Source organism: Streptomyces sp. W16 (assembly GCF_033194735.1).
GTDB lineage: Bacteria > Actinomycetota > Actinomycetes > Streptomycetales > Streptomycetaceae > Streptomyces.
The window spans coordinates 1-26,550 of record NZ_JAWOAI010000074.1; the positions used below are offsets into that span (position 1 = coordinate 1).

The 26,550-nt window shown below is 66.4% G+C and carries 22 protein-coding genes, 1 tRNA gene, 1 other RNA gene and 3 pseudogenes; 10 read left to right on the plus strand and 17 right to left on the minus strand.

Annotated elements, in window-relative coordinates:
- From R6V09_RS12835 to R6V09_RS12870, 8 genes and pseudogenes are all read right to left on the minus strand, one after another.
- A pseudogene (locus R6V09_RS12835) lies at nt 1-195 on the minus strand (hypothetical protein); the annotation flags it as partial.
- Between the two features lie 2 nt (nt 196-197).
- Complete coding sequence (locus R6V09_RS12840; protein ID WP_317881523.1) at nt 198-848, minus strand: SigE family RNA polymerase sigma factor; 651 nt, start codon at nt 846-848, stop codon at nt 198-200.
- 1,001 nt (nt 849-1,849) lie between these two features.
- Complete coding sequence (locus R6V09_RS12845; RefSeq protein WP_317881524.1) at nt 1,850-2,179, minus strand: hypothetical protein; 330 nt, start codon at nt 2,177-2,179, stop codon at nt 1,850-1,852.
- Between the two features lie 235 nt (nt 2,180-2,414).
- Nucleotides 2,415-3,374: a hypothetical protein gene (locus tag R6V09_RS12850; protein WP_317881525.1), complete on the minus strand. Its 960-nt coding sequence runs from the start codon at nt 3,372-3,374 to the stop codon at nt 2,415-2,417.
- A gap of 994 nt (nt 3,375-4,368) precedes the next feature.
- Nucleotides 4,369-5,508 carry a hypothetical protein gene (locus R6V09_RS12855; RefSeq protein ID WP_317881526.1) on the minus strand — a complete coding sequence of 380 codons (1,140 nt, stop codon included), beginning with the start codon at nt 5,506-5,508 and terminating at the stop codon, nt 4,369-4,371.
- A gap of 37 nt (nt 5,509-5,545) precedes the next feature.
- Nucleotides 5,546-6,589 carry a hypothetical protein gene (locus R6V09_RS12860; RefSeq protein ID WP_317881527.1) on the minus strand — a complete coding sequence of 348 codons (1,044 nt, stop codon included), beginning with the start codon at nt 6,587-6,589 and terminating at the stop codon, nt 5,546-5,548.
- Entirely contained in the window at nt 6,589-7,167 is a 579-nt protein-coding gene (locus tag R6V09_RS12865; RefSeq protein WP_317881528.1) for an RNA polymerase sigma factor, read from the minus strand. The genes R6V09_RS12860 and R6V09_RS12865 overlap by 1 nt, the downstream gene beginning before the upstream one ends.
- Nucleotides 7,168-7,971: 804 nt before the next feature.
- On the minus strand, nt 7,972-8,250 hold the full coding sequence (locus R6V09_RS12870) for a hypothetical protein (protein WP_317881529.1): 279 nt from the start codon (nt 8,248-8,250) through the stop codon (nt 7,972-7,974).
- Between the two features lie 272 nt (nt 8,251-8,522).
- Between R6V09_RS12870 and R6V09_RS12875 the strand changes: the two genes are divergently transcribed.
- Complete coding sequence (locus R6V09_RS12875; RefSeq protein ID WP_317881543.1) at nt 8,523-9,143, plus strand: restriction endonuclease; 621 nt, start codon at nt 8,523-8,525, stop codon at nt 9,141-9,143.
- Between the two features lie 80 nt (nt 9,144-9,223).
- On the opposite strand, the pseudogene R6V09_RS12880 reads toward R6V09_RS12875, so the two are convergent.
- The 6 genes and pseudogenes from R6V09_RS12880 to R6V09_RS12895 form a co-directional block, all read right to left on the minus strand.
- A pseudogene (locus R6V09_RS12880) lies at nt 9,224-10,087 on the minus strand (IS5 family transposase).
- 218 nt (nt 10,088-10,305) lie between these two features.
- A complete protein-coding gene (locus tag R6V09_RS54595) occupies nt 10,306-10,434 on the minus strand; it encodes a DUF397 domain-containing protein (protein WP_442810037.1) in 129 nt (42 codons plus the stop codon).
- Between the two features lie 39 nt (nt 10,435-10,473).
- Nucleotides 10,474-11,682, minus strand: coding sequence for an IS110 family transposase (locus R6V09_RS12885; protein WP_317881530.1), 1,209 nt, complete (start codon nt 11,680-11,682; stop codon nt 10,474-10,476).
- A 205-nt stretch (nt 11,683-11,887) separates the two neighbouring features.
- Complete coding sequence (locus R6V09_RS54600; protein WP_442810035.1) at nt 11,888-12,106, minus strand: DUF397 domain-containing protein; 219 nt, start codon at nt 12,104-12,106, stop codon at nt 11,888-11,890.
- The gene (locus R6V09_RS12890; protein WP_317881531.1) at nt 12,016-14,379 is read right to left on the minus strand and encodes a tetratricopeptide repeat protein; all 2,364 of its coding nucleotides are present in this window, start codon (nt 14,377-14,379) and stop codon (nt 12,016-12,018) included. The genes R6V09_RS54600 and R6V09_RS12890 overlap by 91 nt, the downstream gene beginning before the upstream one ends.
- Before the next feature lie 23 nt (nt 14,380-14,402).
- A complete protein-coding gene (locus R6V09_RS12895) occupies nt 14,403-14,651 on the minus strand; it encodes a hypothetical protein (protein WP_317881532.1) in 249 nt (82 codons plus the stop codon).
- Nucleotides 14,652-15,597: 946 nt separating this feature from the next.
- Here R6V09_RS12895 and R6V09_RS12900 point away from each other — a divergent pair.
- From R6V09_RS12900 to R6V09_RS12920, 5 genes and pseudogenes are all read left to right on the plus strand, one after another.
- On the plus strand, nt 15,598-15,870 hold the full coding sequence (locus tag R6V09_RS12900) for a hypothetical protein (protein WP_317881533.1): 273 nt from the start codon (nt 15,598-15,600) through the stop codon (nt 15,868-15,870).
- A 336-nt stretch (nt 15,871-16,206) separates the two neighbouring features.
- Complete coding sequence (locus tag R6V09_RS12905; RefSeq protein ID WP_317881534.1) at nt 16,207-16,857, plus strand: terminase gpP N-terminus-related DNA-binding protein; 651 nt, start codon at nt 16,207-16,209, stop codon at nt 16,855-16,857.
- Between the two features lie 51 nt (nt 16,858-16,908).
- A complete protein-coding gene (gene istB, locus R6V09_RS12910; RefSeq protein WP_317881535.1) occupies nt 16,909-18,366 on the plus strand; it encodes an IS21-like element helper ATPase IstB in 1,458 nt (485 codons plus the stop codon).
- Nucleotides 18,356-18,889 carry a hypothetical protein gene (locus R6V09_RS12915; RefSeq protein WP_317881536.1) on the plus strand — a complete coding sequence of 178 codons (534 nt, stop codon included), beginning with the start codon at nt 18,356-18,358 and terminating at the stop codon, nt 18,887-18,889. Before istB ends, R6V09_RS12915 begins: the two co-directional genes overlap by 11 nt.
- Before the next feature lie 371 nt (nt 18,890-19,260).
- A pseudogene (locus tag R6V09_RS12920) lies at nt 19,261-21,035 on the plus strand (tyrosine-type recombinase/integrase).
- Between the two features lie 120 nt (nt 21,036-21,155).
- Here the strand turns inward: R6V09_RS12920 and R6V09_RS12925 are convergent.
- Nucleotides 21,156-21,881 (minus strand): PaeR7I family type II restriction endonuclease, encoded by a 726-nt coding sequence (locus tag R6V09_RS12925; protein WP_317881538.1) that lies wholly within the window; start codon nt 21,879-21,881, stop codon nt 21,156-21,158.
- Between the two features lie 13 nt (nt 21,882-21,894).
- Nucleotides 21,895-23,571: an Eco57I restriction-modification methylase domain-containing protein gene (locus R6V09_RS12930; protein WP_317881539.1), complete on the minus strand. Its 1,677-nt coding sequence runs from the start codon at nt 23,569-23,571 to the stop codon at nt 21,895-21,897.
- Between the two features lie 156 nt (nt 23,572-23,727).
- On the opposite strand from R6V09_RS12930, the gene R6V09_RS12935 reads away from it, so the two are divergent.
- Entirely contained in the window at nt 23,728-24,498 is a 771-nt protein-coding gene (locus tag R6V09_RS12935) for an HNH endonuclease (protein ID WP_317881540.1), read from the plus strand.
- A gap of 87 nt (nt 24,499-24,585) precedes the next feature.
- Entirely contained in the window at nt 24,586-24,780 is a 195-nt protein-coding gene (locus R6V09_RS12940) for a hypothetical protein (RefSeq protein WP_317881541.1), read from the plus strand.
- A 153-nt stretch (nt 24,781-24,933) separates the two neighbouring features.
- On the opposite strand, the gene R6V09_RS12945 is transcribed toward R6V09_RS12940, so the two are convergent.
- Nucleotides 24,934-25,021, minus strand: a tRNA-Ser gene (locus R6V09_RS12945).
- A 71-nt stretch (nt 25,022-25,092) separates the two neighbouring features.
- Here R6V09_RS12945 and ffs point away from each other — a divergent pair.
- Nucleotides 25,093-25,191, plus strand: an RNA gene (ffs, locus tag R6V09_RS12950) — signal recognition particle sRNA small type.
- A gap of 65 nt (nt 25,192-25,256) precedes the next feature.
- The coding region (locus tag R6V09_RS12955; protein WP_317881542.1) for a DNA polymerase III subunit gamma and tau at nt 25,257-26,550 on the plus strand (1,294 nt) is incomplete at its 3' end.

A 26,550-nucleotide genomic window follows, 5' to 3' on the forward strand; every position in this document is an offset into this window, starting at 1 on the left:
GCCCACGGTCGCCCCGGCCCGTCGTCGCCGCCGCATCCGCGTGCCGCGCACGACCGCGCCCGGCACCAGATCCGGCATGGGCGGCTCGGGACCCGAGCCCAACTCCCCGAACGCTTCCATCAGTTCGGACTCGTGCGCGTACTTGTCCGCAGCCGCAGGAGAGCCCGCGAACCGGTCACCACCCTTCCGACCCATGCTCACCACTCCGCCCGCAGAAAATCGTTTCCGGTCCCGGTCCCAGTTCCTGTCGCAGGTTCCGTTCCGGGTCGGGGTCCAGGTCCTGCCGCGCCGCTCCCGGTTCCGAAGTCCTTGCCGAGGTCCTTGCCGGAGTCGGCCAGGATGCGCCGCAGCGTGCCCAGCCCTCGGGAGGTCTGGCTCTTCACGGTGCCGACGCTGCACCCCAGCGCCGCCGCGGTGGCCTCCACGCTCTGGTCCTCCCAGAACCGCAGCACCAGCACCGCCCGCCCGCGCGGCGGCAACTGCCGTAGCGCGTCCAGCAGGGTCAGCCGCAGATCCGGATCCGACGCCGGGGCCACCACGTCCTCCTGGAGTGCCCCCGCCCGCTCCCACCAGCGGCGCCGGCGGGTCTCGTCGATGAAGGTCCGGTACAGCACCCGCCGGGCGTATCCGTCCGGCGACTCCAACTGCCGCACCCGACGCCACACCGCGTACAGCTTCGCCAGCGCCGTCTGCGTCAGATCCTCGGCCAAGTGCCAGTCCCCGCACAGCAGATGAGCCGAACGCCGCAGATGCGCCTGCCGGCTGCGCGCGAAGTCGTCGAAGTCCAGCCCGCTTTCGACGACACCACCGGCATCGGAGACGTCCTGCCCGACCGACGTCCGGATCACAGGCCACCTCCACCCGGCACCGGCGCGGTGCGCGGTGAGAAGTACTTCATGCCTATGGAACGGGCGTACAGGGGTGGGAGGTTGTCACCGCCCGGGAAGTTTCTTTCAATGACGATCACGGGACTGCGACAGGACAACGGGGAGGCAGTGGTGGAGCGCTGGCCGAGCGGGACCGCGTCGCCTGTTGAGGTGCGCTACCGCTCGACCCGCGTGGCAACGAACAACGCCGTTTCGGCATCATCCTCACCCCGTGGGCGGCTGTGGTGCACAACCTGCGCCGCTGCGCCCCGCCTACGGGCACCCAGCACCGGATTCCTGGCCTGGGACTGCCGCTTCGAGGAGTAGTTCCGCGTCATAGGAACCTGGTGGCTGCCCCATTGAGGCTCCGACTGGACCCGGTCCCACGCCCACCGACGTGGTGGAACATCCCGACAACACCGGAACGGGGTCCGCTTGCGCCTCCCGCATGATCGGTCGACGCGAGCGCGGACCTTGCGGCGGGCAGGACCATCGTCTTCGTCGCCCTTCAACAGCACCCGTCCGAGGCGTTTACGCTGCGGGACGACGAGCCCGGTATGGATGAAGGCGCGGTCACCGAGCTCCATGACACCCTGGCACTGCTCGGCCAGTCCCAGCGTAAACAGCGGTCCAGGACCCTGGATCACCCGGCGCACGGTGGCGGCGAGACCCTCAACACCCCAGCCATGTACCGGAGATGCTCTGAGCACGGCGTTCTGCAACATGCTTCAGAGCATGTCGCGTAGCGTTTTGGCCGCAGCGCAACGCTCGCTGGTCGCTCCCATGGACGTGCTCGTTGAGCGGACACGAACGTCGTGGACGAAGATGCCGAGCTTCGGCCTCCGGGCTGCTCGCAGAGTGTGTCCCAGGTGGGCTTCTCGTGCTGTGCGAACCGAATACGACTGCGTCTTGCTCGGCGGCGTTCTCCCGGAGTGCGGCCGAGCCCGTGAGGCATGGGCCGGCCAATCCGCCAAGCATCGCCGTCACGGCGTGAACGGGCAACTGGTGACCGATTCGTGCGGTTGCTGCCCAGGTTCCGTCAGCGACAGTGTCGGTCCGGCCTTGGGCTGTCGAAGACGGCCGACTTGGTGCCCCATTTTTTTGAGCGCCTGGCGGAATGTGCCGTGGCACTGGCCCAGTTGGAACAGTTCGGCGATATCAACGCCAGCTCCAGCGAGTGGCTCGTAGAGCGGATGAAGACCGTGCTGAAGCCGCGCGCCGGGCAGGGAATCCATAAGGTCACCAATGACGGCGCGGTGAGCGCGGCGGACGCCGTCCAGGCGGTCGGCCAAGACTTCGACGGCCGAGGGCAACCGGATACCGCTCCCTGGAACCCGTACATGACGGTCTGGCCGCTTCCGGACCACAGCGGGTGGCTCCGCCCTCGCCTATCTCCCTGTTGTTGATAGCTGTGGAAAGGTCGACAGCCGCTGAGAACGGGGTGACGTCGTAGGACCCCGGGAGTGGTCCACGACGGGCGAGGGAGGCGCGATCGTCTTCGCTAGCTAATGGTGTGACGCGGACGCGCCCCGATGGTGAAGGCTGTGCCTACTCGAACAGCCTTGCGCTGTCGCCTCCGAGCCACTGTTCGCTGACGTTGATGGTGGGAGGAATGACCTCCGGGTAGCGGTCCGCCAAGTATTCCTGCCGGACCTCCTCGCCGGTCCTACGGTCCGCAACAGTCTTGACGCCGCTCATCTTCATCTTCTTCAGGGTACCGATGGACTCTCCTGAGACCAGAGCGTTGAACGCCTTGATCGCCTGCGCCGACTGCTGCACGCTGTCTCGGCTGACGATCCCTCGGTTCACGTTGAGCATGGTGTTGGTGTACATGGCCCGGGGGTCACGTCCGACGAATTCGCGACTGGTGTCACCGATGTTGTCGAAGAACAGGTCTGCGATGCTCTCCGGCCACACCTCGCTGATGATTTTGTAGGCGACAGCGAGACCTGTCGCACTGGCGTGGCACTGCTTTCCCTTGCTCACGAAGCGGAGAATGCGTTCCTCGGTCACTGGCCACTTTGCGACCAGCTCCTGCAGCTGCTCGGCGGTGAGCCGTCCGGTGGTCCATCGCGTCCAGTGGAGGCCTGCCTCACGGTTGGTCAGAATCTTGAGCATCGCCCCGTACACATTCGAGTTGTTCTGCCGCATCTCGGTGATCTGTGAGATAAAGTCGCCGGCGCTGCGAACACGACCCCCGTCGATGGCGGCGAACGTGTCCGGGTCGAGGTTGTAAGTGACCTGGGCAGTCACCGTCATAGCAGTCTCCATGAGAGCGGCTGCGCGATGCTGTCCGTCGATGAGACATCCGTGCCAGTCGAGAGCAAAGCCTTGATGTGTGGTCCGGAACTGTCCCCCGCGCAGAATGCTCTTGAACTTGTCGACGTTGGAGCGCTTCAGGGGTACTCGGTTACACGTCCGCTTGGCCATCCAGCTGGAGCACTTCTCGGGCGTCACTTCGATGATTTCGGTGTACACGGGCGGATTGTTGTCCTTGTCCCTGTCCATGACGTTGTTGCCTTCCGCGCATACGCTGCTGTTCTCCGATGCGGGGTTCCTGGGACTACTGCCCTGCCCCCTCCCTCGGAAGGCTAGGAAGACGTACCCGCGCAGAACTCCTGTTGATCCAATCTGGCATTCAAGTGATCGTTTGATCGATCGAGAAGGCATCCATGGCGACTCTTTATGCTCGTTGATGGCCCCTGGTGGCAGTGAAGTGTCTGCCCGTTGCTTGCCTCGGTACTTGAACCAAGGCTCGAACCCGTGGCGTTGTCCAAACTCAGCCGCCCTCTCAGACGACGATGGATGACCAGTCCAGCAGACGTACGCGCATCCGTCCGTGATGCAGTGGGATCACCAATGGACACCTGGTCCGATTCACATCGAGGACGTCAACGCGTAGCGCTCTATGCGCCGAGTGAGACCCAGTCGCGCTTCGTCAGATCGGCGGATGCAGCGCCCGGTGCGCGGGGTGAGCAGCACCGAAGGGGCCACGACCTGATCGACACCAGTGACAGCAACGTCTACCTCGACCCAGGTTGCCCATCACCTATCTGCCTGGCCTGACCGTACGCAGTCTCGCCCTCCTCTATGCCAGCGAGACCAAGACCTATATGGAGGGAAGGTTCAACACCGCGACCCCGCTGGGGGATGTGGCGCTCTCCGAGCTGCAGCCCAGTTCGGCACGTCGGCGCATGTCCACAAGGAACGCTGACGGCTCATCGCACTCATCCGTCCGAAGGCACCCCGCGTGGTCGAACAAATCACTGACGCCGTGTTCGCCGAGATCGACCGGCAGGCCCCCAGTCCCACCTCCTCGTGATGTGTGGGCACACCGCGTTCCCGACCGCCGGCTGCCTTCCTCATGCGCCGGCTCAGTCTCGACACCCCGGGCGGTGCAGCAGTGTCAACTCGTGCAGGAAAATGAGCTCAATGACGGGGTAGGTGCCGAGTGCTCCGACTGTGTCAGAACGATGGCGGTTGTTCTGCTACGGAGGATCGATTACAGGAGTCGCTCGTGGGCGCGCACAGCCTCAGTCCGTACACGGTCGATGAACCTGTTGCGTTCGCCGGCGTGCCACTCTTCCCAAATGTCTTGATCCCATTCGCCATCTTGCGTGTCCGGGTATTCGGCGTACTCCTCGAAGAGGAGCCAGCAGGCTCGGATGCCTTCCAGCAGGTCTTCCAGAAGGTCGGGAGCTGGACGTTGCGGGTCGAGCGGTGTAAGCCGGATTCGCCGTAGTTCCTCTGCCAGTACGTCGTCCGTGCTGGCGTGCCGTTCGACCAGATCCTCTACCTGGTCCATCTGATCGAACAGGCGGGACTGGTCCGGGATCAATCCGTCGGCTACAGCCAAGGCATCCCGAACGAGGGCGACCACAACGTCGTGAGGAGACGAACCCTCGTCGATGAGTTCGAGCACTCGGGTGGGCGTCTCGTGCGGGAGGGCTTCGATGTTGTCGGCTTCCACTACGACGTCCGTCGGGTCGATACCGCACACGGCAGCAGTGATGTCTGCGGCGGCCTGAAGCCAGTGAGCGGTGGCGACGGCGGCTGCGGTCGGGTCCACGTCGGTCAGCAATGCTGTCGAGCCGAACGGGTCGGCGTGCAGAAGCGCGTCGGCGGTGGCCAGTTGTACGGGTGAGACGTCTTCACGGGAGAGCAGTACCGCCTGGCGCGCACGGCCGTTCAGATTGCCGAGTTCGGCTTGCTCCACCGATGCGAGCTCTGTCTCTGCCTCAGCGAGAACGGACGCACTTAGCTGGGCATCGGCGATGGAGTGGAGTGCGCGTCCAATGCGGTGGCCCGACTCGATGATCGGGCTGTAGCTGACGAGCAGGTGGCCGCCGTCCGGCAGATTTGGGTGCGTTATGCCCTTGAGTGCTTCACGGAAGGAGGATCGCTCCTGCCTACGGCGCCAGCCTTCGCTGTTGGCCTGTTGTGAGGCGCTGGCACTGGCTGGGCGGATGTAGGTACGCCATGCCGTCTGCGAGAGATGTTCGAGGTATCGCGCGAGGTCGAGGATCTCGTCGCCCGTTATGTTCTCGGGTGCGGTAGCGACAGTGACGGACGTCCTGCCCTTCGCGGTTGCCCAGGTCGCCATCAGGGCGTGTGACTCGGTGGCGTAGGCATAGTGGGTCATGGGCAACTCCAGTCGTTTCCGTCGACGGGCCGGCTTTTCAGGCCAGTCCTGCATAGGTGTTGTGCATCGGCGCGGTTCCTCTCCGCACGATGTGTGTCCCGCTTCCTGGCGGCGTCTCGTCCGATTGGGCTTTGAGAGCTTCGACGTTGAAGGCAGCAGGCCAGAGCGTGCCGTGCTCCGACCAGCGGATGCCGTCCAGCACAACGCCGAGCACGTCGGCGGCGCGTAGGTCCGAGGTCGTGAAATCGTCCAGGAACACGCTGATCGAATCCTCGTCGAGGAGGGGCAGATCCCGTCCCAGGACGGTGCTGATCGCGCCCCGGACCTCCTCGGCGCAGAGCCGGAGAAGCCGTCGGCTGCGAGCGCAGTTGCGGATAGCCGCCCTGGACAGAGCGTCGGTCAGCTCTCTGATCTCGGCGAGGCCGGTGAAATGGGGGGCGTGCTGGAGGAAAGCCTCCGCTGTTGTTCGGGCGCTTTCCAGATCGTCGGTGAGACCGATCGCAAGGCCGCGAGCCAGATCGCGTGCTGCGCGGGAAGCATCTGTGTGGGCGAGGTCGCCGATGATCTCGATGGCTTGCTCGTGAGCGGACTCCAGCTCGCTGTACACGGCAAACGCGAGATGCTGTTGCAGGTCTGCCTTCAATGTGTAGGCGTAGTCCTTGACCTGCATCAGGCTCGACAGGAGGCGATGTGCTCCCTCGAAGGTCAGTGCTGCGGCTGCGACATCGGGATTGACGCGGAGGGTGAGGCGAATCTCGGGACCGACCGTCCGCAGGTACTGCTCTGCCACGGCCGCTGGCTTCGGTCCGTGCTTTCTGCGCTTCTCAGGCCTCTGCCGTTGCTGCGAAGCGTCGGCGTCCGTGCCGACGATGTCGGCCAGACCCGCTTCCAGGTCGAGGATCGCACCGAGGCCTTCGACAAGATCGTCGTGACGCGAGTGCAGGAGGATGTCACGCAGCCCAGCCTCGACATCAAGCATGCCCCGAAGAGCTGCCGAGAGGTTGTGTGAGTACTCACCGAGCAGGCGATCCACACCACCGTCGAGTTCTTCGTCGTTCGGATCGACATGGGTTTTGGCCACTAGTCCTCCTCTCGGCTGACCAAGGTCGCTGCCGTTCGGCGCGCCTTCTTGAGGCTTGCCCGGACGGCCTCGGGCGCGATGCGGAGTTCCTCGGCGATCTCGGCGGGACTGTAACCGTTGAGAGTCCAGGCCAGGACCTGACGCTGACGTGGTGGGAGACTCCTGAGCACCCGAAGGATCTCCTGGTGCTCCTCCCACTCTGCGAGAGCTTCAGGACGAGGCAGCAGAGCGGTCGGTTCCGGAACCTGTTCGAAAGAGTCCTCACGGATGTCGGCGATACGTCGTGCCAACGCCCGCGAGGCCACGGTATGCAGCCACGCTGACGGTTGTTCGATCTCCGCCCAGCGTCTGTAAGCCTTGGTCATCGCGTCCTGCGCGATGTCGGCGGCTACAGGGACAGATGCCCCTTGGTGGATCAGGAAACCGATGAGTCTGTCGATCGTGCTGCGGTAGAAGGCCGAGAACTCACGGTTTACCGAGCGACGGGCCTGGAGGCTTCCTTCGGGGTGTGCCTCGCCGAACGGCCGCTCAACAACTGTTGGGCGGTCAGTTTCGCCAGTCGGGTCATGACGGTTCATGCGACGCCGTTCGCGTGTCCGGCGGTGGAGGTGGACAACCTGAGGTTGAGACTTTCTCCGGCAACCCGATGATCCCCAAGCTCGACGCGGCCGGACCCCGACAGGAGCTGGGCTACCGCCGTGACATGGCCGTAGCGGTCCTGGTCGCGTCGCTCCTCCCGCCGCAGCCGCATCCACAGCCTGCATAGGCCACACAGTTCTGTAGCGGCGACTGACACGAACACGACGGTTGCCGTAGGCACGTCCACAGGCGTCTCCTTCTCAGACAGGCGGACCTCTTGCGGCCCGTCACAGGTAGGAGTCTGAGAGAACTTCGTGCGTGAACCGCAGATTCGTACTTTCTGAGATTCAGCTAGGAAGTGTGCGGCCTCGTGGACATGAAAAGAGGCCATGGAGGCCGACTTCCTGGGCCGGGGAAGACGTGCAGAGTCACCTCCCCGGACGCCGCTGTCTTTGTCTCGTAGCCCCTGCTGCCCAAGTCGGCCACTACGTACGTCGATGGGCCTCGCTGCGAACAGCGGGGCCCATCGACATCGTGCCCGGTGAGGCACTGGCGGAGGATACGAGATTCGAACTCGTGAGGGGTTGCCCCCAACACGCTTTCCAAATGTTCGTCTGGGGGTTCGGGGAGGGACGGGGACGTTCTGACCTGCGGTGGAATGGGTGGCGCTGGAGGTTCCGGACAGCGCTGGACGGAGGTGAATGCAACCAGAACTGCAACCAGAGAAGGACGCGCTGTCCCTGGTCAGCAGCGATGTCGAGGCGGCGTCAAGACCGTACGGGCAATGAGTTCTCGCATGGGGATCAGCTGGTGTTCTCCTCACGGTCCAGGTGCCTCATCGCAAGGGGGAGCTCGTCCGGATGCTGCGCCAGTCGTGCCATCACCCAGGCGGTGCGGTCATCCATGCCCGGACCGAACTCGGCTGCCAGGCGGCGAGCCTGCCACGTCGTTCGCGGCGCGAGCACCCAGCGCCGCAACTGGAGCCGTATGTGGCTGGTGCGGGTACCCGTCGTTCCTCCTGGATTAGCGGCGTTCTGTGCAGGAGGGTCGGTTTCACCCGGCGTGTTCGTTTTGTCGGCCACCCTGCGAGGGTTGCCGCGTATCCCGTGTCTGCGGAGTCGATCAGCTCGGTGACCACCGGAAAGAGCTGCGAAGGCGGCCGTTGTTGACGTCCCGGCCGTCCGATCTGGCCATGGCCGACTCGCGCTCTTCTCGTGCTGTCTCGGTCGGCTCACACTGCGGTACACGGACCTGTGGGGGGAGGGCTTCGACCGTGACGAGGCGTGGACGGAGTGCGGCTGCTCGCAGACGGCGAGCGGCGCGTCTGAAGTCGGCGGCAGTGGGTGGCGGCTTGGTGTTGGTCCTGCTCGTCGTCTTCTGGTCGGTCGTGTGGCCGTACGTCACGGGGGTCGTGGTTCTCGGCGGCGTCGCAGCGGCGGGATGGTGGCTGTGGCGTACGGACCGGCTCGTGCGTGGGCGGGACCGTCTCTGGCGGCAGGAAGAGGCGGTGAAGGCCGGCCACCGGACGCTCGCCGAGGTGGACGCGATGACCGGCACGGAGTTCGAGGACCTTGTCGCGAGCCTGTGCCGACGGGACGGGTGCACGGAGGTTCGGCGGGTGGGCGGTGCGAACGACAACGGCGCCGACGTCGTCGGTCGGCTTCCGGACGGGCGGACGCTGGTGATCCAGTGCAAGCGTTACGCGCCGACCAGCACGATCGCGAGCCGCGAACTGCGCGATCTGCTGGGTGCCAAGGTGCACTTCGGGGCCGACTTGGCGGTGTTCGTGACGACCACGCGGTTTAGCCGCCCCTCCGAGAAGTTCGCGGTACAGCACGGGATTCTCGCTGTGCACCGGGATCACCTTGGGCTGTGGAACAGCGGGGCCTCGCTGCTGTCCCTGCGTGAAGTGAACGGTCGTGGGCAGGGCGATTCCCGGCACCAAGCGCGTTGGAAGGGCGCGTACGGGAAGTGATCTTCCCCGTGAGATGGCGAGACTTGCTCGTACCGCAGGACCGTCCGCCTAAGAGGTCGTTTCGTTCTGTTGTTTTATCCCTAGATATGGCTTTGGTGTGCTGGTGTCGTGTCTCGCCAAGAGATGGTGTTCTCTCCGGTGAGGCGGCGGGCCATCAGGTCGGTCATAGCGAGGTGGATCATGGCTTCGGAGCGGTGTGGGTGGGCTTCGTAGTCACGGGCCAGGCGTCGGTGCATCATCAGCCAGCCGTAGGTCCGCTCCACGGCCCACCGTTTCGGGATCGGGGTGAATCCCCTTGCCCCCGGGGCGCGTTGGACGATTTCGAGATCGATGCCGAGGCTGGCGGCGTGCTCGACGAAGTGCTTGCGGTAGCCGCCGTCGACCCAGACCTTGCGTAGGCCGGGGTGGTCGGTGGCAGCCTGTTCCAGGAGGGTGCGGCCGGCCGTGGAGTCCTGGACGCCCGCTGCCGTGACCAGGACTGCCAGCAGGAGGCCGAGGGCGTCGGTGATGATGCTGCGCTTGCGGCCTACGATCTTCTTGCCCGCGTCGATGCCCTGACTCCGCGCGGGGACACTGGTGGAGGTCTTCACGCTCTGTGGGTCGATCACGCCGGCGGACGGGGCGGCACCGCGGCCTTCCTGCTGTCGCACCAGTTCCCGCAGCAGGCCGTTGAGCTGGGCGAAGACACTGTCCTTCTGTCACCTGGCGAAGTAGCCGTAGACACTCTGGTGCGGCGGGAAGTCGTGGGGGAGGTAGGCCCATTGGCAGCCGGTGCGGTCCACGTACAGGATCGCGTTCATGATCTCGCGCAGGTCGTGCCGCGGCGGCCGGCCGAAGTCCAGGGCCCGGCCACGGCGCTCGCGACGCCAGGCGGACAGCACCGGCTCGATCAACTCCCGGCGGGCGTCGGACAGGTCACTCGGATACGCGCGGCGGTCCGTCATGACCTGGGCATATCGCCGCCCGGGGGCGTGCGTCCTGCCGCGTCGAAGCACGGAACAGACCCGGGCGTCCTGGAATGAGACAGGCAGAAGCAGACCTCCACCCCAGCCGTCACACCACCAGCATCACCAGGAAGAACGGCCTCCGTGGACTCGCCAGCAGCACACCGAAAGGCAGAACAAACCAACCCAGAGCGCCACACTCAAGAGGAAAATGACCTCTAAGTGGCTGTCTCCGTCGCCAGTTCGCCCGTGTGATAGGCGTGCATGAACGGGGTCCACGAAGCGGCACGGAAGACGATCACTCGTCGTTGTGGATCTTTCGAGTCACGGACAACGGCCTTACCCAGCGGGGGGTGCCTCTATGTCCTTCGTCAAGCCCGAGCTGGTCATGCGGGGCTTGCTTCGGGGGTTCGGGGTTCGTAGAAGGTGCCGTCGCGGAGCATCGCGAAGAGCACGTTGATCCGTTGTCGGGCCAGGCGGAGAAGTGCCTGTGTGTGGGTTTTCCCGCGGGCTCGGCATTTGTCGTAGTAGGTGCGGGAGGCGGGATCGTGCAGGGCGGCAAACGCGGAGAGGAACATCGCGCGTTTGAGTTGCCGGTTGCCTCCTCGTGGTGCGTGTTCGCCGTGGATGGATGTTCCGGAGGACTTCGTTGTCGGGGCGAGGCCGGCGTAGGAGGCGAGGTGGGCGGCGGTGGGGAAGCTGGTGCCGTCGCCGACGGTGACCAGCAGTACTGCGGCGGTCCTGACCGCGACCCCCGGAATCGAGGTCAGGACCTTGGAAAGAGGGTGATCCTCCAGCAGGACCGTGATCTGGGCTTCTGTGGCCCGTCGTTGTTCGTGGACGGCGCCGAGGGAGCGGGCCAGGGAGGGGATCACGATGTCGAGGGTGCCGGTGCCCGGGACCACGACGGTCTGCTCGTCGAGCGCGTCGAAGACATCGTCGATCAGCCGCTTGGCCATCCTGGGGGCCTTGGGCCGGATCACTTCAACCAGCTTGCGGCGTCCGGCCTTTCGCAGTGCGGCCGGGGATCCGTAGCGTTCCGGCAGCCAGGTTGTGGCCTGGTGGTCCAGGCGTGGTCCGAGCACGCGCTCCAGCGACGGGTGGAACTGGGTGAGCAGGCCGCGGATCCGGTTGGAGGTGCGGGTGGCCTCGGCCGCGAGGTCCTGGTCGAAGCCGACGAGGACCGTGAGCTCGGCGGTGATCTCGTCGGTCGCCTCCAGCGAGCGCAGTGTGTGCGGCATGGTGCGGGCGGCGTCGGCGATCACGGCCGCGTCGCGGGCGTCGGTTTTGGCCTCGCCGGGGTAGAGGTCGGCGATCCGCCGCATGGACAGGCCCGGCAGGTAGGCGACCTTGCAGCCGGCATCTCGGGCCACCGTCAGTGGCAGGGCACCGATGGAGGCGGGCTGGTCCACGATCACCAGGACGGTGCCGAACTTGGTCTTCAGTTTCTCGAAGACGTCCCGCAGCTTCGGCTCGGTGTTGGGCAGTTGCTTGTCGAAGACCTTCTTGCCGGCCGGGGTGAGTCCGTGCCCGTGATGGTTCGTCTTGCCGACGTCCAGGCCCAGGAAGACGTCTATCCCGTTGTTGTCGTTCAAGCCGTCCTCCCGAACGGGGGTGTGCGGTGCTGGCCGGGGCGTTGGCGTCGTGCGCGCATCCACGTTATGCAGACCTGCCGCCTGCGTACTGCCGGGCGTTGCGCCAGGCCGGGCGGTAGTCGGACCTCTCATCAGCGTCTCCAACGGCGCCTCTCGGGCCCGGTGACACCACCCCCCAGGTCATCGGTTCGACAGGGGGGAACAGTCATGCCGGGCCCGGAGGCCAGCGGCCCTGTTGCAGGACCGCGGAAAACATAACGGGGGTGAGTAGTTCCACGCACCCGTTGTCCGCACCGCTGTAGCTGCTCTTGCGCCACACGCGTATCGGCTCGGTCACCACTCGCCGTCCTTCTGATCGACTTCTCTGCTGTGAACGGGTGTTCCGTCGGAGACCGCGAGCGCGGCTTTGTACTCGATACGACACGCCAGCGTATCCGGATGATCGTCGCCCAGGACGCGGACGCAGGTTTCGAGCGTGAGCACGGCCAACTCCTGTGCCTCTGCGATGAGTCCGGTGCTTCGTAGGATCCGGGCCAGCACGATCTCGATTGAGAGCGTGTGGGGGTGCTCCGGTCCGAGAATCTGCTGCCGGACGGCGCGCACCGACTCCGCGGCCTCCAGCGCCTGTGTCCACTGCCCGAGACGGGACAGGACGTCCGCCAGGCGCTGTCGAGCGGCGAGCGTCCGCGGGTGGTCCACGCCCAGTACACGCTCGCTGCCCTCCAAAGTGGTTCGGGTGTGGGCTGCGGCCTCCTCCCAATCTCCGGTGCCGGCGAGCACCCAGGCGAGGGCAATGCGGCTCAGCAGGGTGTGCGGGTGGTCGTCGCCGAGGGCCCGCACACTCACCGCGAGGTTCTCAGTCGCCAGCTGACGGGCTTCGTCCCAGCGCTGTTGCTGACCGATCGTCTCGGCCAGCCGGCCTCGGCTGTCGATCGTGTCCGGATGCGTGACACCTAGGGCACGGGCACGCCCGTCGGCGGCCCGGCGCATGGACAGCTCGTCGTCCGCCCAACGGCCAAGGCCGTACAGAGAGATACCGAGGGCGTGAGCGCTGTCCAGCGTGTCTGGGTGTTCGGGGCCGAGCAGGGCCTCGCGTGCTTCCAGCGTGGCTCGGTGGAGCGTGGCCGCGTCGTCGAAGTGCCCAAGGGCGGTGAGCACCCGGCCGCGCTCGTGGCGGTCAGTCAGGGCCTCTGTGGATCCCTGGCCGTCGGTGACATGGACCGCGTCGTCCGCGAGAGCACGGGCCGTGGCGTAGTCGCCGCGTACATACGCCTGGTCGCGCAGGTCGCGGACGACGGCCAGGGCTGACGCGGTTGCTGCGTCCGCACGGTGCGCGGCGGCGTGCTTCAGCAGGGCGGAGGCATGGGGTGTGAACAGCCGCAGGGTGTGCGGGTCGACGTATCGGTCCGAATCCGTGGACAGGAGTCGCTGCAAAAGACCGGCAGCGGATTCCAGCAGCAGTGCCCGCTGATCGACCGGAATGCGCGACGCGACCGTCTCCAGGAGAAGCGGATGCGTCTGCACGCTAGGCACGGCAGCGCGCTCCGCCCCGGCATCGGCCTTGATGAGCGAGACGAGGGAGTGTGTTTCCAGTCCTTCGAGTGCAAGGTTGGCGTGTTCGCCAGTGAGGGACGGGACTGCGTGCGGCAGCCCGGTGCCGTCCAGAGCGGTCGGCGAGAGCACCCCGACAGGCAGGGGCGCCGCGGCGAAGCACGACAGCAGCCTGAGGAGCGTCGTCGCCTGGGGATTACCCCGCTCGGTTAGGGTGTCCAGGGAGATCTGCCACGTACGGGTGATCAGTCGTCGCAGTTCCTGTTCCCCGGGTTCTGCACCGCGATCGAGCAGCGACGGGTCCGCGTCCAGGCGCTTCAGGTATTCGTCCACTGAGACCGGCTCCAGAAGTTGTCGGCCGAGGTAGGCGCCGGCGAGTGACAGCGCGAGCGGATGGCAGTCCAGGCGCCGCGCCAGCAGCTCCAGCTTGGCAGTGTCCTCCGTGCTGACCACGAGATCCCGCAGCACGTCGACGGCGTAGGACACGTCGAGAACATCGAGTTGATGCTTGGCGGCCCTGCTCCATACGGAGGCGCCCCGGAGCCGCGTCGTGACCAGCACGATGCCGCGGCTGCTCGACCGCAGCCAGGCGCCATGACGGAAGACAGACGGATCATCCGCGTTGTCCAGGACGAGCAACCAGGGCTCGGGCGACCTGTCCAGGTAATACCAGACGAAATCCGCGTCCGGACGACGGCCTTCCCGCGCGGCGTCGACTTCCTGCTGCGCGGCACCCCGATCGTGGGCCACGGCAAGTATTCCGGACCGGAACGACGAGCGATCAGAGGCGTTGACCCATAGCCCCACGACTCCGTGACTGGCGACGGCTTCGTCGAACACCGTCTGGGACAGTGCAGTCTTTCCGCTACCTGCCATGCCATGGACGATGTGTAGGCCGTTTGTCGCGGTCGCCGGGTCGGCGATCGCCTTGAGGAGCGCCTCTCGCACGTCGACCCTGTCGCGTAGTGGTGAACTCAGTGGAGCGACCAGGGGAGTGCGGACCGACTCGGGGCTCGTCCATCCCAACCCGGCTCCTGGGATGGGTGGTTCGGACTGTTGGACCGTGTACTCGACGATGATCTGGTTGCCGGTGGCCTGGTACACCCGGCTGTGCCCGTCGGTTACAGCTCGCAGGGCGTGGTTCACCTGAGGAGCGTGCGGGTGTTCCCTCATCGCTCGACGATGTGCTGGTCCCGACCAGCCTGGTAGACCCGTGCGTGCCCGGTCGCGTGGGCCTGCATCTGCACTTGGGGAACGGGGGGCCGTTTATCCTCGGGCAGGGAGGCGCGAGCCTCGGCCAGGACTTCGTCAAGGTCCTGGGCGATGGACGGATCGGCGGCCAGAAGGCGCCTCAGCCTGCGGCGCCAGTCACGCTCCAGGTCCTCGGCGCTCGCCGAGTCGCCCTCGCGCAGGGCCACGAGGATCTCTTCGCGTGTCTCCTCCAGCGCTGTACCGACCTCGTCGGCTTGCAGAGGTCACACCCGACGCCACAGCGCCACCACGCCATCCCGTGTCCGCTGCCATGCGTCGGTGGCCATCAGCCCGACGACGGTGACCCCCGCGGTCTGCACCAGCAATTCCGGATCCATGACCGACTCCCCCGCACCTTTGGACACTTGACGACGATGATAGGCAGCGGCTTGCTGAGCCAGTAGATGATCTGAGCTATCGACGCTTGGACAGCGACGTGTCTGGCAGAAACCCACTCCTGGTTCCTTGGCCCGGTCTCACCGCCTAAAGCGGGAGATCTTGCGCCGGGCTGTCGTCCAGTCCTTGGCCGCCACACTTCAGTCAGTTAGGTCACCTTGCCGCCCGTAAAGTTACCCCCGGCCAGGGCTGCGGCGGTCGAGGCGGCGCAAGGTCACGCGGGGGCCGTCCCCCGGGCGGGTGTCAGTGAGGGCGTGCGGGTGCACACACGAGCGCGTGATGCTTTGCTCACTGTCGTCGAGGAAGGGGCATTTCCCCATGTGGAGACGTATGAACGGCTTTCTATAGGGCCGTTACGCGACGTCGGCTACCCGAGGAGCCGTTTCCTAGGTTCATCGCACCGCGTTTCCTCCGGCATGAGTACCTCAAGCTGCCTGAGCGCAGCGCAAGTTGCCCACGATCTGTCGGGGCGTGCCCGTGCGGCGCTCGCTCGTGGAAACGGAGAGGGCGCTGCTGCCCTCGTGTCGGTGGCGCACACGTACGCTCTGAATCGCCGAAGCGACCGTGCCTTCACCCCGGCAGGAGCAGTCCTCGACAGGGTCGCCGGTGGAGGATGAGCACTCGGTGCCCAGCGCCTCCGGACCTGGCGACGAGGTGACGCCACAGTCGGAAGACGGACCTGCGTCGGGGGCCGAGTCCGAAGCCGATCCCAACAGTGTGGTCCCCCCGCTCCTGGTGCGGGCTCACCAGGTTGTCGCCCGCGCCGGCGGCACCATGTACACCTCGGACCTCGCGAACGCGCTGGGCGTGCCGACCCAGCAACTCGGCACCGAACTCGTGAAGATCCTCCGTGCGGTGGGCGTGAACCGTCCCAAGAACGGTTCGGTTAGCCCCGTTCGCGGCATGCCGTCCCGTACCGGCTTCAAGTCCGAGACGCTCACCACCGGCATTGCCACATACCGGGTCCGGGCCGAACTCGCCGCGGTTTGAGACGTAGCCACGTGGCCACCGACGTTCACCTGGTGCCCAGCGCTGACGCCACCTTGTTGAGCGGATGCGGCGAAGGGAAGACACCGCCGGTGCACGAGATGCGACCCCTGAAGACGGCAGCCGTCACCCTTCGCCGGAGCGCCGGCGGCTAGTAGTGCTTCGTCAGGTTGCTTGATGGCGCTCTTTGAATTTCCCCAGCCCCTGCTCAGGGGTGGGGCAAACCTGCTCTGTTGATTTCCCCACCCATTGAGTGGTCTTCCCTGGCGTGTCGGGATGGGGCGGGGTGGCGGTGGCCAGTCTGCGTGGGCAACGAGTTCGGCCAGGTCTGGAGCATGGATGCTCACGCGGGAGGAAGACGTGGATGCGCACGCGCTGCGTCGCCAGGGATGGTCGATCTCGGCGATCGCCCGGCATCTGGGCCGGGACCGCAAAACGATCTGGGCGTATCTGAACGGCGAGCGGGTTCCCGAGAACCGCCGCCAGGGCACGGACGCGTCCGTGCCGTTCCTGGACTACTGCCGCCAGCGCCTGGCGGACGACCCGCACGTGTGGTCCACAACACTGTTCGACGAGGTCAAGTCCCTGGGCTATCAAGGGGGTTACTCGACGTTCACCCGGGGACTGCGCCGGTTCCAGGTCCGTCCGCACTGCGATCCCTGCCAGGCATCGACCGGCCGTGATCGGGCGGTGATCGACCACCCGGCCGGTGAGGAGATCCAGTTCGACTGGCTGGAGCTGCCGGACCCGCCCGCCGTCTGGGGCGCCAGGGCGCATGCGCATCTGCTGGTCGGGGCGTTGGCGCACTCGGGCCGGTGGCGGGCGGTGCTGGCCGAGTCGGAGGACTTCCCCCATCTGGTCCAGGGCCTGGACGCGGTGGTGCGCCAGCTGGGCGGGACCGCCCGGCGCTGGCGCTTCGACCGGATGGCCACCGTCTGCTACCCCTCCAGCGGCCAGGTGACCTCCTCCTTCTCTCCCGTGGCCAAGTAATACGGGGTCGGGGTCGACATCTGCCCGCCGTGCCGGGGCAACCGCAAGGGTGTGGTGGAGAAGGCCAACCACATTGCCGCGCAACGCTGGTGGCGCACTGTCCCCGACCACCTGAGCGTCGAGCAGGCCCAGTCCGGCGTCGACAAGCTTGCCGCCCGGATGGACGAGCGCCGCCGCACCGTGGACGGCATCAAGGTCACCATCGGGCAACTTGCCGCGGGCGAACCGCTGTTGGAGCTTCCCGTCCGCCCGTTCCCGGCCGAGCTGGAAGTCCAGCGCGCTGTCAGCCCGCAGGCTCTGGTCTCCTTTGACGGCAACCTCTACTCGGTGCCTCCGGGGATGCCCGGCGTCCAGGTCACCGTCCGCCACCGGCTCGACGAGGACTACCTGCACATCGTCACCGCAGGACGCGCGGTCATCGCCCGTCACCGCAGGGCCGCACCGGGCTCCGGGCTGACGGTGCGCGACCCGGGCACGTCATCGCCCTGGAACGCGCGGTCCTCGCCTCGGTCAGCGACCGGGCCCCCTGCAAGCAGAAAGTCCGCCGCCCGGTCTCGGACGCGGCCCAGGCCGAGGCCGACCGGCTGCGAGGACGGGCCGCCGGGACCCGGCGACGCGGGTCGTGATCGGCCTGTCCACCTATGCCGCCGTGGCCGACCGGCTGCGGACCGCACCCGCTCCCAAGGAGAAACCCCAGGAGTGAGCACGTCACCGACACAGATGAGCGAAGCCCGCCGTTTCCAGCAGCTGCGCAGCCATCTGTCCTACCTCAAGCTCAACGACGCGGCCGAGGCCCTGAACCGGGTCTGCGACCAGGCCCGGACCGAGGGCCTGTCCCTAACTGCGGCCCTGGAACGGCTGCTGGAGATCGAGGTCGACGCCACCGAGGCCCGCCGGCTCGCGGCCAGGCTGCGGTTCGCCTGCCTGCCCGAGCCCTGGACTCTCAACGACTTCGACTTCGCTGCCCAGCCCGGGGTCGACGAGAAACTGATCCGCGACCTGGCCACCATGCGCTTCATGGACGACGCCAGCAACGTCCTGTTCGTCGGCCCGCCCGGGGTCGGCAAAACCATGCTCGCCAACGCGCTGGCTCGCGCGGCGGTCGACGGCGGCAACCGCGTCTACTTCACCACCGCGGCCGAACTCGCGGCCAAGTGCCACAAGGCCGCGCTGGAGGGCCGCTGGCGGACCTGCATGAACTTCTTCGCCGGCCCGAAGCTTCTGGTGATCGACGAACTGGGCTACCTGCCACTGCCCGAGGACGGGGCCTCGGCCCTGTTCCAAGTGATCAACCAGAGGTATCTCAAGTCGAGCACGATCCTGACGACCAACGTCGGCATCGCCGACTGGGCCGGGGCCTTCGGCGACGCCACCGTCGCCGCCGCGATGCTCGACCGGCTCCTGCACCGGGCCACCGTCGTGGGCATCGACGGCCCCTCCTACCGCCTGCGCGGGCACCAGAACCATGCCGACACCCTCCGCCAGGGAGTGAACGCCCGTGTCTCCTGACCACACCCCCGCCCTCCAGCCCGCCGAGCCGAACCGCACCTGCCCGACCTGCCAGGTCGTGTTCGTCCCCGACGACCCGGAAGCCCGGCAGACCTACTGCGCGCCGGCCTGTCGCCCCAGCCACCAGAAGCCCGAACTGATCCCGGACACCAGGAACTGCCCCGAATGCCTCACCGACTTCACCTGCCACCCCAGCACCCGGCAGATCTACTGCTCGCCGCGCTGCCGCAAAGACGCTGAACTGCGGCGCGAACTCCAGCGCGACCAAGAACGCGCCGCACGCCTGGGCGAAACCCCCCGCCCCCGCCCGGAACCCGTCACACGCACCGACCCGCCGCCCCCGAAGCCGACCCAACGTCAGCAGACCGTCGCCCGGGACCCGCTGGAGCCCGCAGCGACCCGCAACTGCCCCCACTGCGACCAGCCCGTCACGATCGTCGCCCTGCTCGCCACCCCGGAAGCCGCCCGGCCAGTGATCACCAACCGCATCCCGGACATCAGCCCCCTGAGGAGGATCCCCTGACCGGCCTGGCCATCCACAGCAACAGCGCCGGCGTCACCGACCCGGCCGCCGCGCTGGATGCCGCTGGCTGACCGCCACTGATCACCAGGGCCCGCCGACCTGACGGTCGGCGGGCCCTGGCACGCGCTCTCCACATCTCCCCAGTAACTTCAAAACCCAACGAAGTGGGGCGAAAAGCGGCCTTGGCCGTTTTCAGAGAGCCTCATCACGGCAACGAACTCTGCCAACTCGCTCCGGACCCGCTCCACTTCCCCCAACCTCACTCCGGGAAGCTGCCCACGACCAGCCGAGATCACTCAACGTAACGAAACGCTACTAGCTCGCCGCTACCGGACCACGGACTTCGGCACCGCGGCTTGAGCCCGGTGCACATGGCACAGCCGAAGAAGCCCCGCACGTCCCACCAACCTAATGGCGCTTCCTCGATCTTCCAGGGCAAGGACGGCCGTTGGCACGGCTACGTCACCGTCGGCGTCAAGGACGATGGCACTCCCGACCGGCGTCACGTCGGCCGCAAGACCCGCGCCGAGGTCACCAAAGCAGTACGTGAGGTGGAGAAGCAGCGCGACTCCACTGGCGTCCGCAAGGTCGGTCAGACCTGGACGGTCAAGACCTGGCTGACCCACTGGGCCGAGAACATCGCGGCGCCCAACGTCGGTGAGAACACCATCGACGGCTACCGGGTGGCGGTCTACCACCACCTCATCCCCGGCCTGGGTGCCCACCGCCTGGAGAAACTGGAGCCTGAGCACCTGGAACGGCTCTACCGGAAGATGCAGGAGAACGGCAGCGCTGCCGGCACCGCCCACCAGGCGCGCCGAACCATCAAGACCGCGTTCAATGAGGCCGTACGCCGCCGCCACCTCACCATCAACCCGGCCTCCGTCGCCAAGGCGCCCAGGGTCGAAGAGGAGGAGGTCGAGCTGTACGCGCTCGAAGAAGTCCAACGTCTCCTCGCCGAGGCCACCAAGGTTCGCAACACCGCCCGCTGGGTGGTCGCGCTTGCGCTCGGCCTGCGTCAAGGCGAGGTGCTCGGCCTGAAGTGGGAGGACGTGGACTTCGAGACCGGCGTGATTCTCGTCCGCCGAGGGCGCCTGCGGCCCCGGTATAAGCACGGCTGCGACGACAAGTGTGGGCGCAAGCCCGGTTACTGCCCGCAGAAGATCAGCATTCGGCGCGAGACGAAGGACACCAAGACCCGCGCCGGCAAACGCCCGATCGGCGTGCCTGAGGAGCTGCTGAAGCTGCTGCGCCTGCACAAGAAGCAGCAGGAACGCGAGCGGGCGCTCGCTCGCGACCTGTTGGTGGAGAAGGGGTATGTGTTCACCTCGCCGACCGGCGAGCCGCTCAACCCCAACACCGACTTCCACAGGTGGAAGGACCTGCTGAAGGCGGCGAAAGTCCGCGACGCTCGCCTCCACGACGCCCGCCACACCGCAGCGACAGTGCTGCTCCTCCTCGGCGTCCCCGACACGGTCGTCGACCGGATCATGGGCTGGGAGCCCGGCAAGTCCGCCCGGATGCGCAGCCGGTATCAGCACCTCACCAGTCCCGTGCTCCAGCAGACCGCCGCGAAGGTCGGCGCCCTGATCTGGGGCTCAACACCGCACCAGATCCCGTCGACACCTGGAGGTTTTGTGCCGGGCTTGAATCAGGGCCCCGTTCCAGCAGGGCCGGATGTGTACGTGGCCTGTCTCGGCGAGCGGCGTGTTCCGTTCCTGCACAACGAGCATGCCCATGCTGTGGTCTCCCAGTGGGGCGACGATCACCCCGGTAAGCCTGCTCATGTGGAGAAGTGGACCGGCCTCAGTGGGAGAACGAGGGACCCGGTGGTATCCGGGCTATCCATGACCGGATACCCGACCGCCGGCTCATGCATCACGCCCACGCCGTGTTCCTGCCTGGCGGCGAACGGCTCAACATTGGCCGCGCTGAGCAATGGTCTGTATCGGCCTGGGAGTTCGAGACCGATCTGTACACGGACTTGCCGGTCCGGTGGCACACCACACGGCGCCCGGGCCAGGAGGTAGAGGCTCAGGTCCGCGGCACGGACAAGGAGGCCGTCGCAGCCGCTTTCGCCGAGGCATGTACACAGGCTGTGGACCGTGCGATGAATCCCGGCAAGTACGGCGACGCGCAGGGCTGATGGCCATCGCGCCCTGAGGAGACGCCAGAGCGGGGCCTCGACCGGATCGGTCGAGGCCCCGCCGCGTATGAGTCGAATCCTGCGGCATACGGCGTTCCGCTGATCGCCGAGGCTGATGTCCTAGCCGGGAATGCCGAGGTCCTTCAGGTAGGTGAGACGGGCGTTTATCGCCGCTGAGAGGTGCCGCCAGTCGAGGCTTTCCACCAACTCGATGGGTTTGGGGTTCTCGGCCGAGGACGTGACGTAGCACGCAGCGTCGTAGAGCTGTTCGGCCATGAGGCGCTCGCAGAAGATTCCGAACCGGTCCTGGTACGAGGTGTTGTGCCAGATCTCGTCGGTGGGCAGGGCGCCCTTCGCGGTCTTGACCGGCCTCCGGGAACCTTCGCCGTCCTGCATTATGAAGAAGTAGCCGAGCCAGGGCTTCTCCTTCGGGTACAGCTCGGCGAGGGCTGCGCGGCGGAGGTCCACCGCGCTGCCGAGTGCTTCCTCTACCCGGTTGTTGTAGTTGTTGCCGTACGACGGCCCTCCGAGTGCCTTCATTTCGAAGGCCGCGACGAGTACGCCCTGGTGAACGACTACGAGGTCCCACTGTTTCTGCGGCCGGTAGTAGCCGGGCAGCTCCAGGCCCTGGGACTTGCTGACTCGGATGCTCTCGGGCGGGAAGCCGGCATCCAGGAAGAACTTCGCCAAGAGGGCCGCGATCACGTCGAAGTGCTTGCCACCTCGTACCGATCCGGCTGTGCCGGCGCCAACCGCGGCTTTGATCGCGGACTGCTCGTTCTGGAGCTGTTTCGCACCCCAGTAGGCAGCAATGGCGTCTTCGAAGTCTTGGCGGGTAACCGTCAAGATCCGTCCCTCCCTAGTCAGGCAGCTCGGCGAGTCCGTAGACGCGGAGCGCGGCCTCAGTGGCGGCCTTCACGTCGCGCTTGTCGAAAGCCTCTGCAAGGGCAACCCGATCGCTCTCGCTGATCGCTGCGGGGTCGGGCACGCGGATCTTGCGGAGGTACTGCGCCTGGAACCGGAGGGTTCCCCCTCGCATCTTGACGGCGTACGCCTCCACGAACGCTTCCGCGACCTTGGACAGCAGCAGACCACCGAGTACGCGCATGTCCCAGACGTCCGAGACGATGAAGTACAGGTTGTGGTGAGGGTACAGGCCGCCTCCGTCGAGGACCGGATGGATCGTCAGCTTCATGTCCGGAAACAGCAGTTTGGGACGCTCGGTCAAACGGTGGTCGACCTTGTCGATCGTCTTGTACCAGCGTTGGGGCTGCTTGACCGCGATGTAGCGCTTATGCAGGGCGGCACTGTGCTCCTCGAAGTACTTGAAGAGCCGGGGGTGTGCTGCGAGGTCTACGAGGTCGCCTTCGGCAGTCCATGGGTTGACCAAGTAGGTGCCTTGCCAGTCCAGAGTGCCGCTGGTGGTGTCACGGACCATGGCCATCGGCAATAGCCGGTCACGTTCGACAAGGCTGTCGTCGTCCGTGAGAAAGACCTTGTCGGCGCCTGTGGCGATGCCGATGCCGACGCGTGTTCCGGTCTTGTTGTCCTCCAGCAGCCGGAAACGTTCGGTCAGTTCCTCCAGGGTCGCCAGCCTGGCTGGTGACGCGGTCGGCCACGAGTCCTCGTCCGGGAACCAGTGCGGCATGCGCGCGGCTTGGAAGGCTGCGGTAGTGATCGACTCCGACGTGCCCTTCGTGTACCAGTCGACGAAGTCGTGGGCCTGGGTGCTTCCGAAGGTGCGAGTGGTATCCGCCGCCACCGCCTCACCTTGGGAGCGGTTCGAGATGAGCGTGATCGCCGGATAGGCCGAAACTTGATCATCGAAGGCGTCCACGTCGTGCATGACGAGTGCCAGATCCATGCTGAAGCGACGCTTCACCAGCTGCCGGAGCCGACGGCCGTACTGGTTTCGCATCCAGCGGTCCGCGCAGATGAAGCCCAGCTGGCCTCCGGGCTTGAGGCTTTGCAGAGCGATCTCATAGAAGCCGACGTAAATGTCTGCTCGGCCGCCCATCGTGGGACAGGCGCTGCGATAGGCGGCCATCCGATGGTCGGGGACGTCTTCAAGGCGAATGTACGGAGGGTTACCCACCACGTAGTCGGCACGGTGATCGGCGTCGGACTGCAGTAGGTAGTCGCCCTCTTCGACCCATGCTGATGCCACCCGCTGGGCTTCCTGGGCCTGCCATCCCTCGTCCACCAGCTGCTTCTCGATGACCGCACGGCTTTGCTTTACGTTGCGCTCCAGCAGGTCCAGAGCACGAACCGCCGCGAGCGCGTCCCCGATAGGTCGATTGTGTGCACGGCAGGAGGCGCTGATCCGCGATGCCACAGCAGTCAGGAATGCACCCGAGCCGCAGGCCGGCTCCACGAGCCTTACGTCGCAGAGATCCTTGTCGGCCGTGTAGCCGAGGAGGTCGAGGATCAGGTCGACCACCCAGCGCCGCGTGAAGACCTCGCCGTGCTCCACGGCCTCCGCGGGGAGAGCGGGAAGGCCGTGTAGATCGGTGTCAGGGAACAGAGGAGTGGCCACGTCGTGACCCTACTAGGGAGGATTCCGGCCAGGGCTTCGGTCCACGAACGAGCGGCGCTTGGCCCCAGGCCATCGCTCGCAACACAACAAGACTTCATCAGTGGAATTGCCGCGGCGCGCCGCGGCGTGATTCTATTCTGACTGGAGTGATGGAGTGTGATCGAGTTCGGAGGTGTGGTTCCGATGGAACGTGGAGCTGACGCGCTTCCCGACTGGCGGAACGACAAGCTGCCCCTCATGGCACAGGCGGCCCTGTGGTTGCTTGCCGTGGTCGGGGAAGGCGAGGTCTTCACGAAGCAGCAGTTGCGCGAGGCGTTCCCGGCTTCGAGTCAAGTCGACCGCCGCATCCGTGATTTGCGGGATCACGGGTGGGTGATTGAGACCAGACGTTCGGACTTTTCTCTGGCCCTGGATGAGATGCGCTTCAAGCGAGCCGGAGGACCGGTCTGGGACCCCGCGGCGCGGGCGCGTACGTCGCGTCGCGTGACCAGCGGTGTACGGCGGCTGGTGTTTGAGAGGGACGGCCATGCCTGCACTCGCTGCGGCCGGCCCGCCGGTGAAGTAGTCCTGGAGATGGCCCACCTCGCTCCCCTTGGCCAAGGGGGAGCAGCGGATGAGCTCAGCAACTTGATCACGCTCTGTCCCAACTGCCACGCCACCATGGACCGTCGGGGCAATGAGCAACCGGCGGAGGCCGATGTTGCGGAGGCCATCGATGTGCTTTCGCCGCTGGAGCGGTCGCGCTTGTTGGCCTGGGTGGCCATGGGGCGCAGGCCAGTTACCGACGTGGACCGGGCCTGGCACCTGTACCAGATGCTGCCTCCCGCGCAACGCGACTCCATCAAGGTTCGGCTTGCTGAGGCGGTTGATGGCCACGCCTACACCGAGACGCTCACGTCGCCTGTAAGTCAGGGAACTGCTACCTGACCGAAAAAGCTTCCGCCGGAATCCGCGTCACCTCTCACAGATTCACGGACCCGGCGGAGGGCCCTGCCCCGTCTATAGAGGAGAACCATGTTCAGTATGCCGCTCGCTCCGTCGGAGGGCGAGCGCCCTCCTGTGTTCGAGAGCCTGGCAGCGGCGGTCGCTGTGGGCTACACCGCCGGCTACAACGCTGGAAGCGGGAGCGTGACCTGGCAGGCGGTCGGAGCTGTAGTCGTCTCCATCGTCGGCTGGCTCTGGGCGAAAGGCGGTCGTGACGTCCGCTGACCTGTGATGGTTCCGGTGGGGCTGGGCAGTGCGAGCCCTACCAGAACCGCATCAGGTTTCTTGGCGGCAACTGCAACCAAAACTGCAACCACGCACGACGAAGGGCCCCACCGCGAACGGTGGGGCCCTTCGACATCGTGCCCGGTGAGGCACTGGCGGAGGATACGAGATTCGAACTCGTGAGGGGTTGCCCCCAACACGCTTTCCAAGCGTGCGCCCTAGGCCACTAGGCGAATCCTCCGCCGCAAACAATACAAGACGTTGAGGAGTGCTCGCGAACTCGTTCCCCCCGCTCAGATCCTGTAGCCTGTGCGGAGCCCCTCACGCGGCGCTATCTGACTGAACTCCCCCAGGGCCGGAAGGCAGCAAGGGTAGGTTGGCTCTGGCGGGTGCGTGGGGGGCGCTTACGTTTCCGGTGTCTGCGGCAAGGCGACTGTCGGCCCTCGTTGTCAGTGGGCGCCTATAACCTCGTACGCGTGTCGTCTCTCGCGCTGTACCGCCGTTATCGCCCGGAGTCGTTCGCCGAGGTCATCGGGCAGGAGCATGTAACCGACCCGTTGCAGCAGGCGCTGCGGAACAACCGGGTCAATCACGCGTACCTGTTCAGCGGGCCGCGAGGCTGCGGCAAGACCACCAGCGCGCGCATCCTGGCCCGCTGTCTGAACTGCGAGAAGGGGCCCACGCCCACCCCCTGCGGCGAGTGCCTGTCCTGCACGGACCTCGCGCGCAACGGGCCCGGTTCCATCGACGTCATCGAGATCGACGCCGCGTCGCACGGTGGTGTGGACGACGCCCGTGAGCTGCGCGAGAAGGCCTTCTTCGGGCCCGCGAGCAGCCGGTACAAGATCTACATCATCGACGAGGCCCACATGGTCACGTCGGCCGGCTTCAACGCCCTGCTCAAGGTCGTCGAGGAGCCCCCGGAGCACCTCAAGTTCATCTTCGCGACCACCGAGCCCGAGAAGGTCATCGGGACCATTCGCTCGCGGACGCACCACTACCCCTTCCGGCTCGTGCCGCCGGGGACGCTCCGCGACTACCTCGGCGAGGTGTGCGGGCGGGAGAACATCCCTGTCGAGGAGGGCGTGCTGCCCCTCGTCGTGCGCGCGGGTGCCGGTTCCGTGCGTGACTCGATGTCCGTCATGGACCAGTTGCTCGCGGGGGCGAGCACCGACGGTGTGACATACGCCATGGCGACCTCCCTCCTCGGCTACACGGACGCTTCGCTGCTCGACTCCGTGGTCGAGGCCTTCGCCACCGGTGACGGCGCCGCCGCCTTCGAGGTCGTCGACCACGTCATGGAGGGGGGCAACGACCCCCGCCGTTTCGTCGCCGACCTGCTGGAACGCCTTCGCGACCTGGTGATCCTCGCCGCCGTGCCCGACGCCCTCGACAAGGGCCTCATCGACGCCCCCACCGACGTCCTGGAACGTATGCAGGCGCAGGCCGGCACCTTCGGCGCGGCCGAACTCAGCCGCGCCGCCGACCTCGTCAACACCGGCCTGACCGAGATGCGCGGCGCCACCTCCCCCCGCCTCCAACTGGAACTCATCTGCGCCCGCGTGATGCTCCCCGCCGCGTACGGCGACGAGCAGTCCGTCATGGCCCGCCTCGACCGCCTCGAACGAGGCGTCAACTTCGCGGGCGGCGGGGGAGCGCCGGCCATGGGATACGTCCCCGGACCCGATGCCCACGGCCATCCCCAGGCCCAGACCCAGACCCATGCCCAGGCCCAGGCCCCGAACCATCCCCCGGCCCAGGCCTACGCTC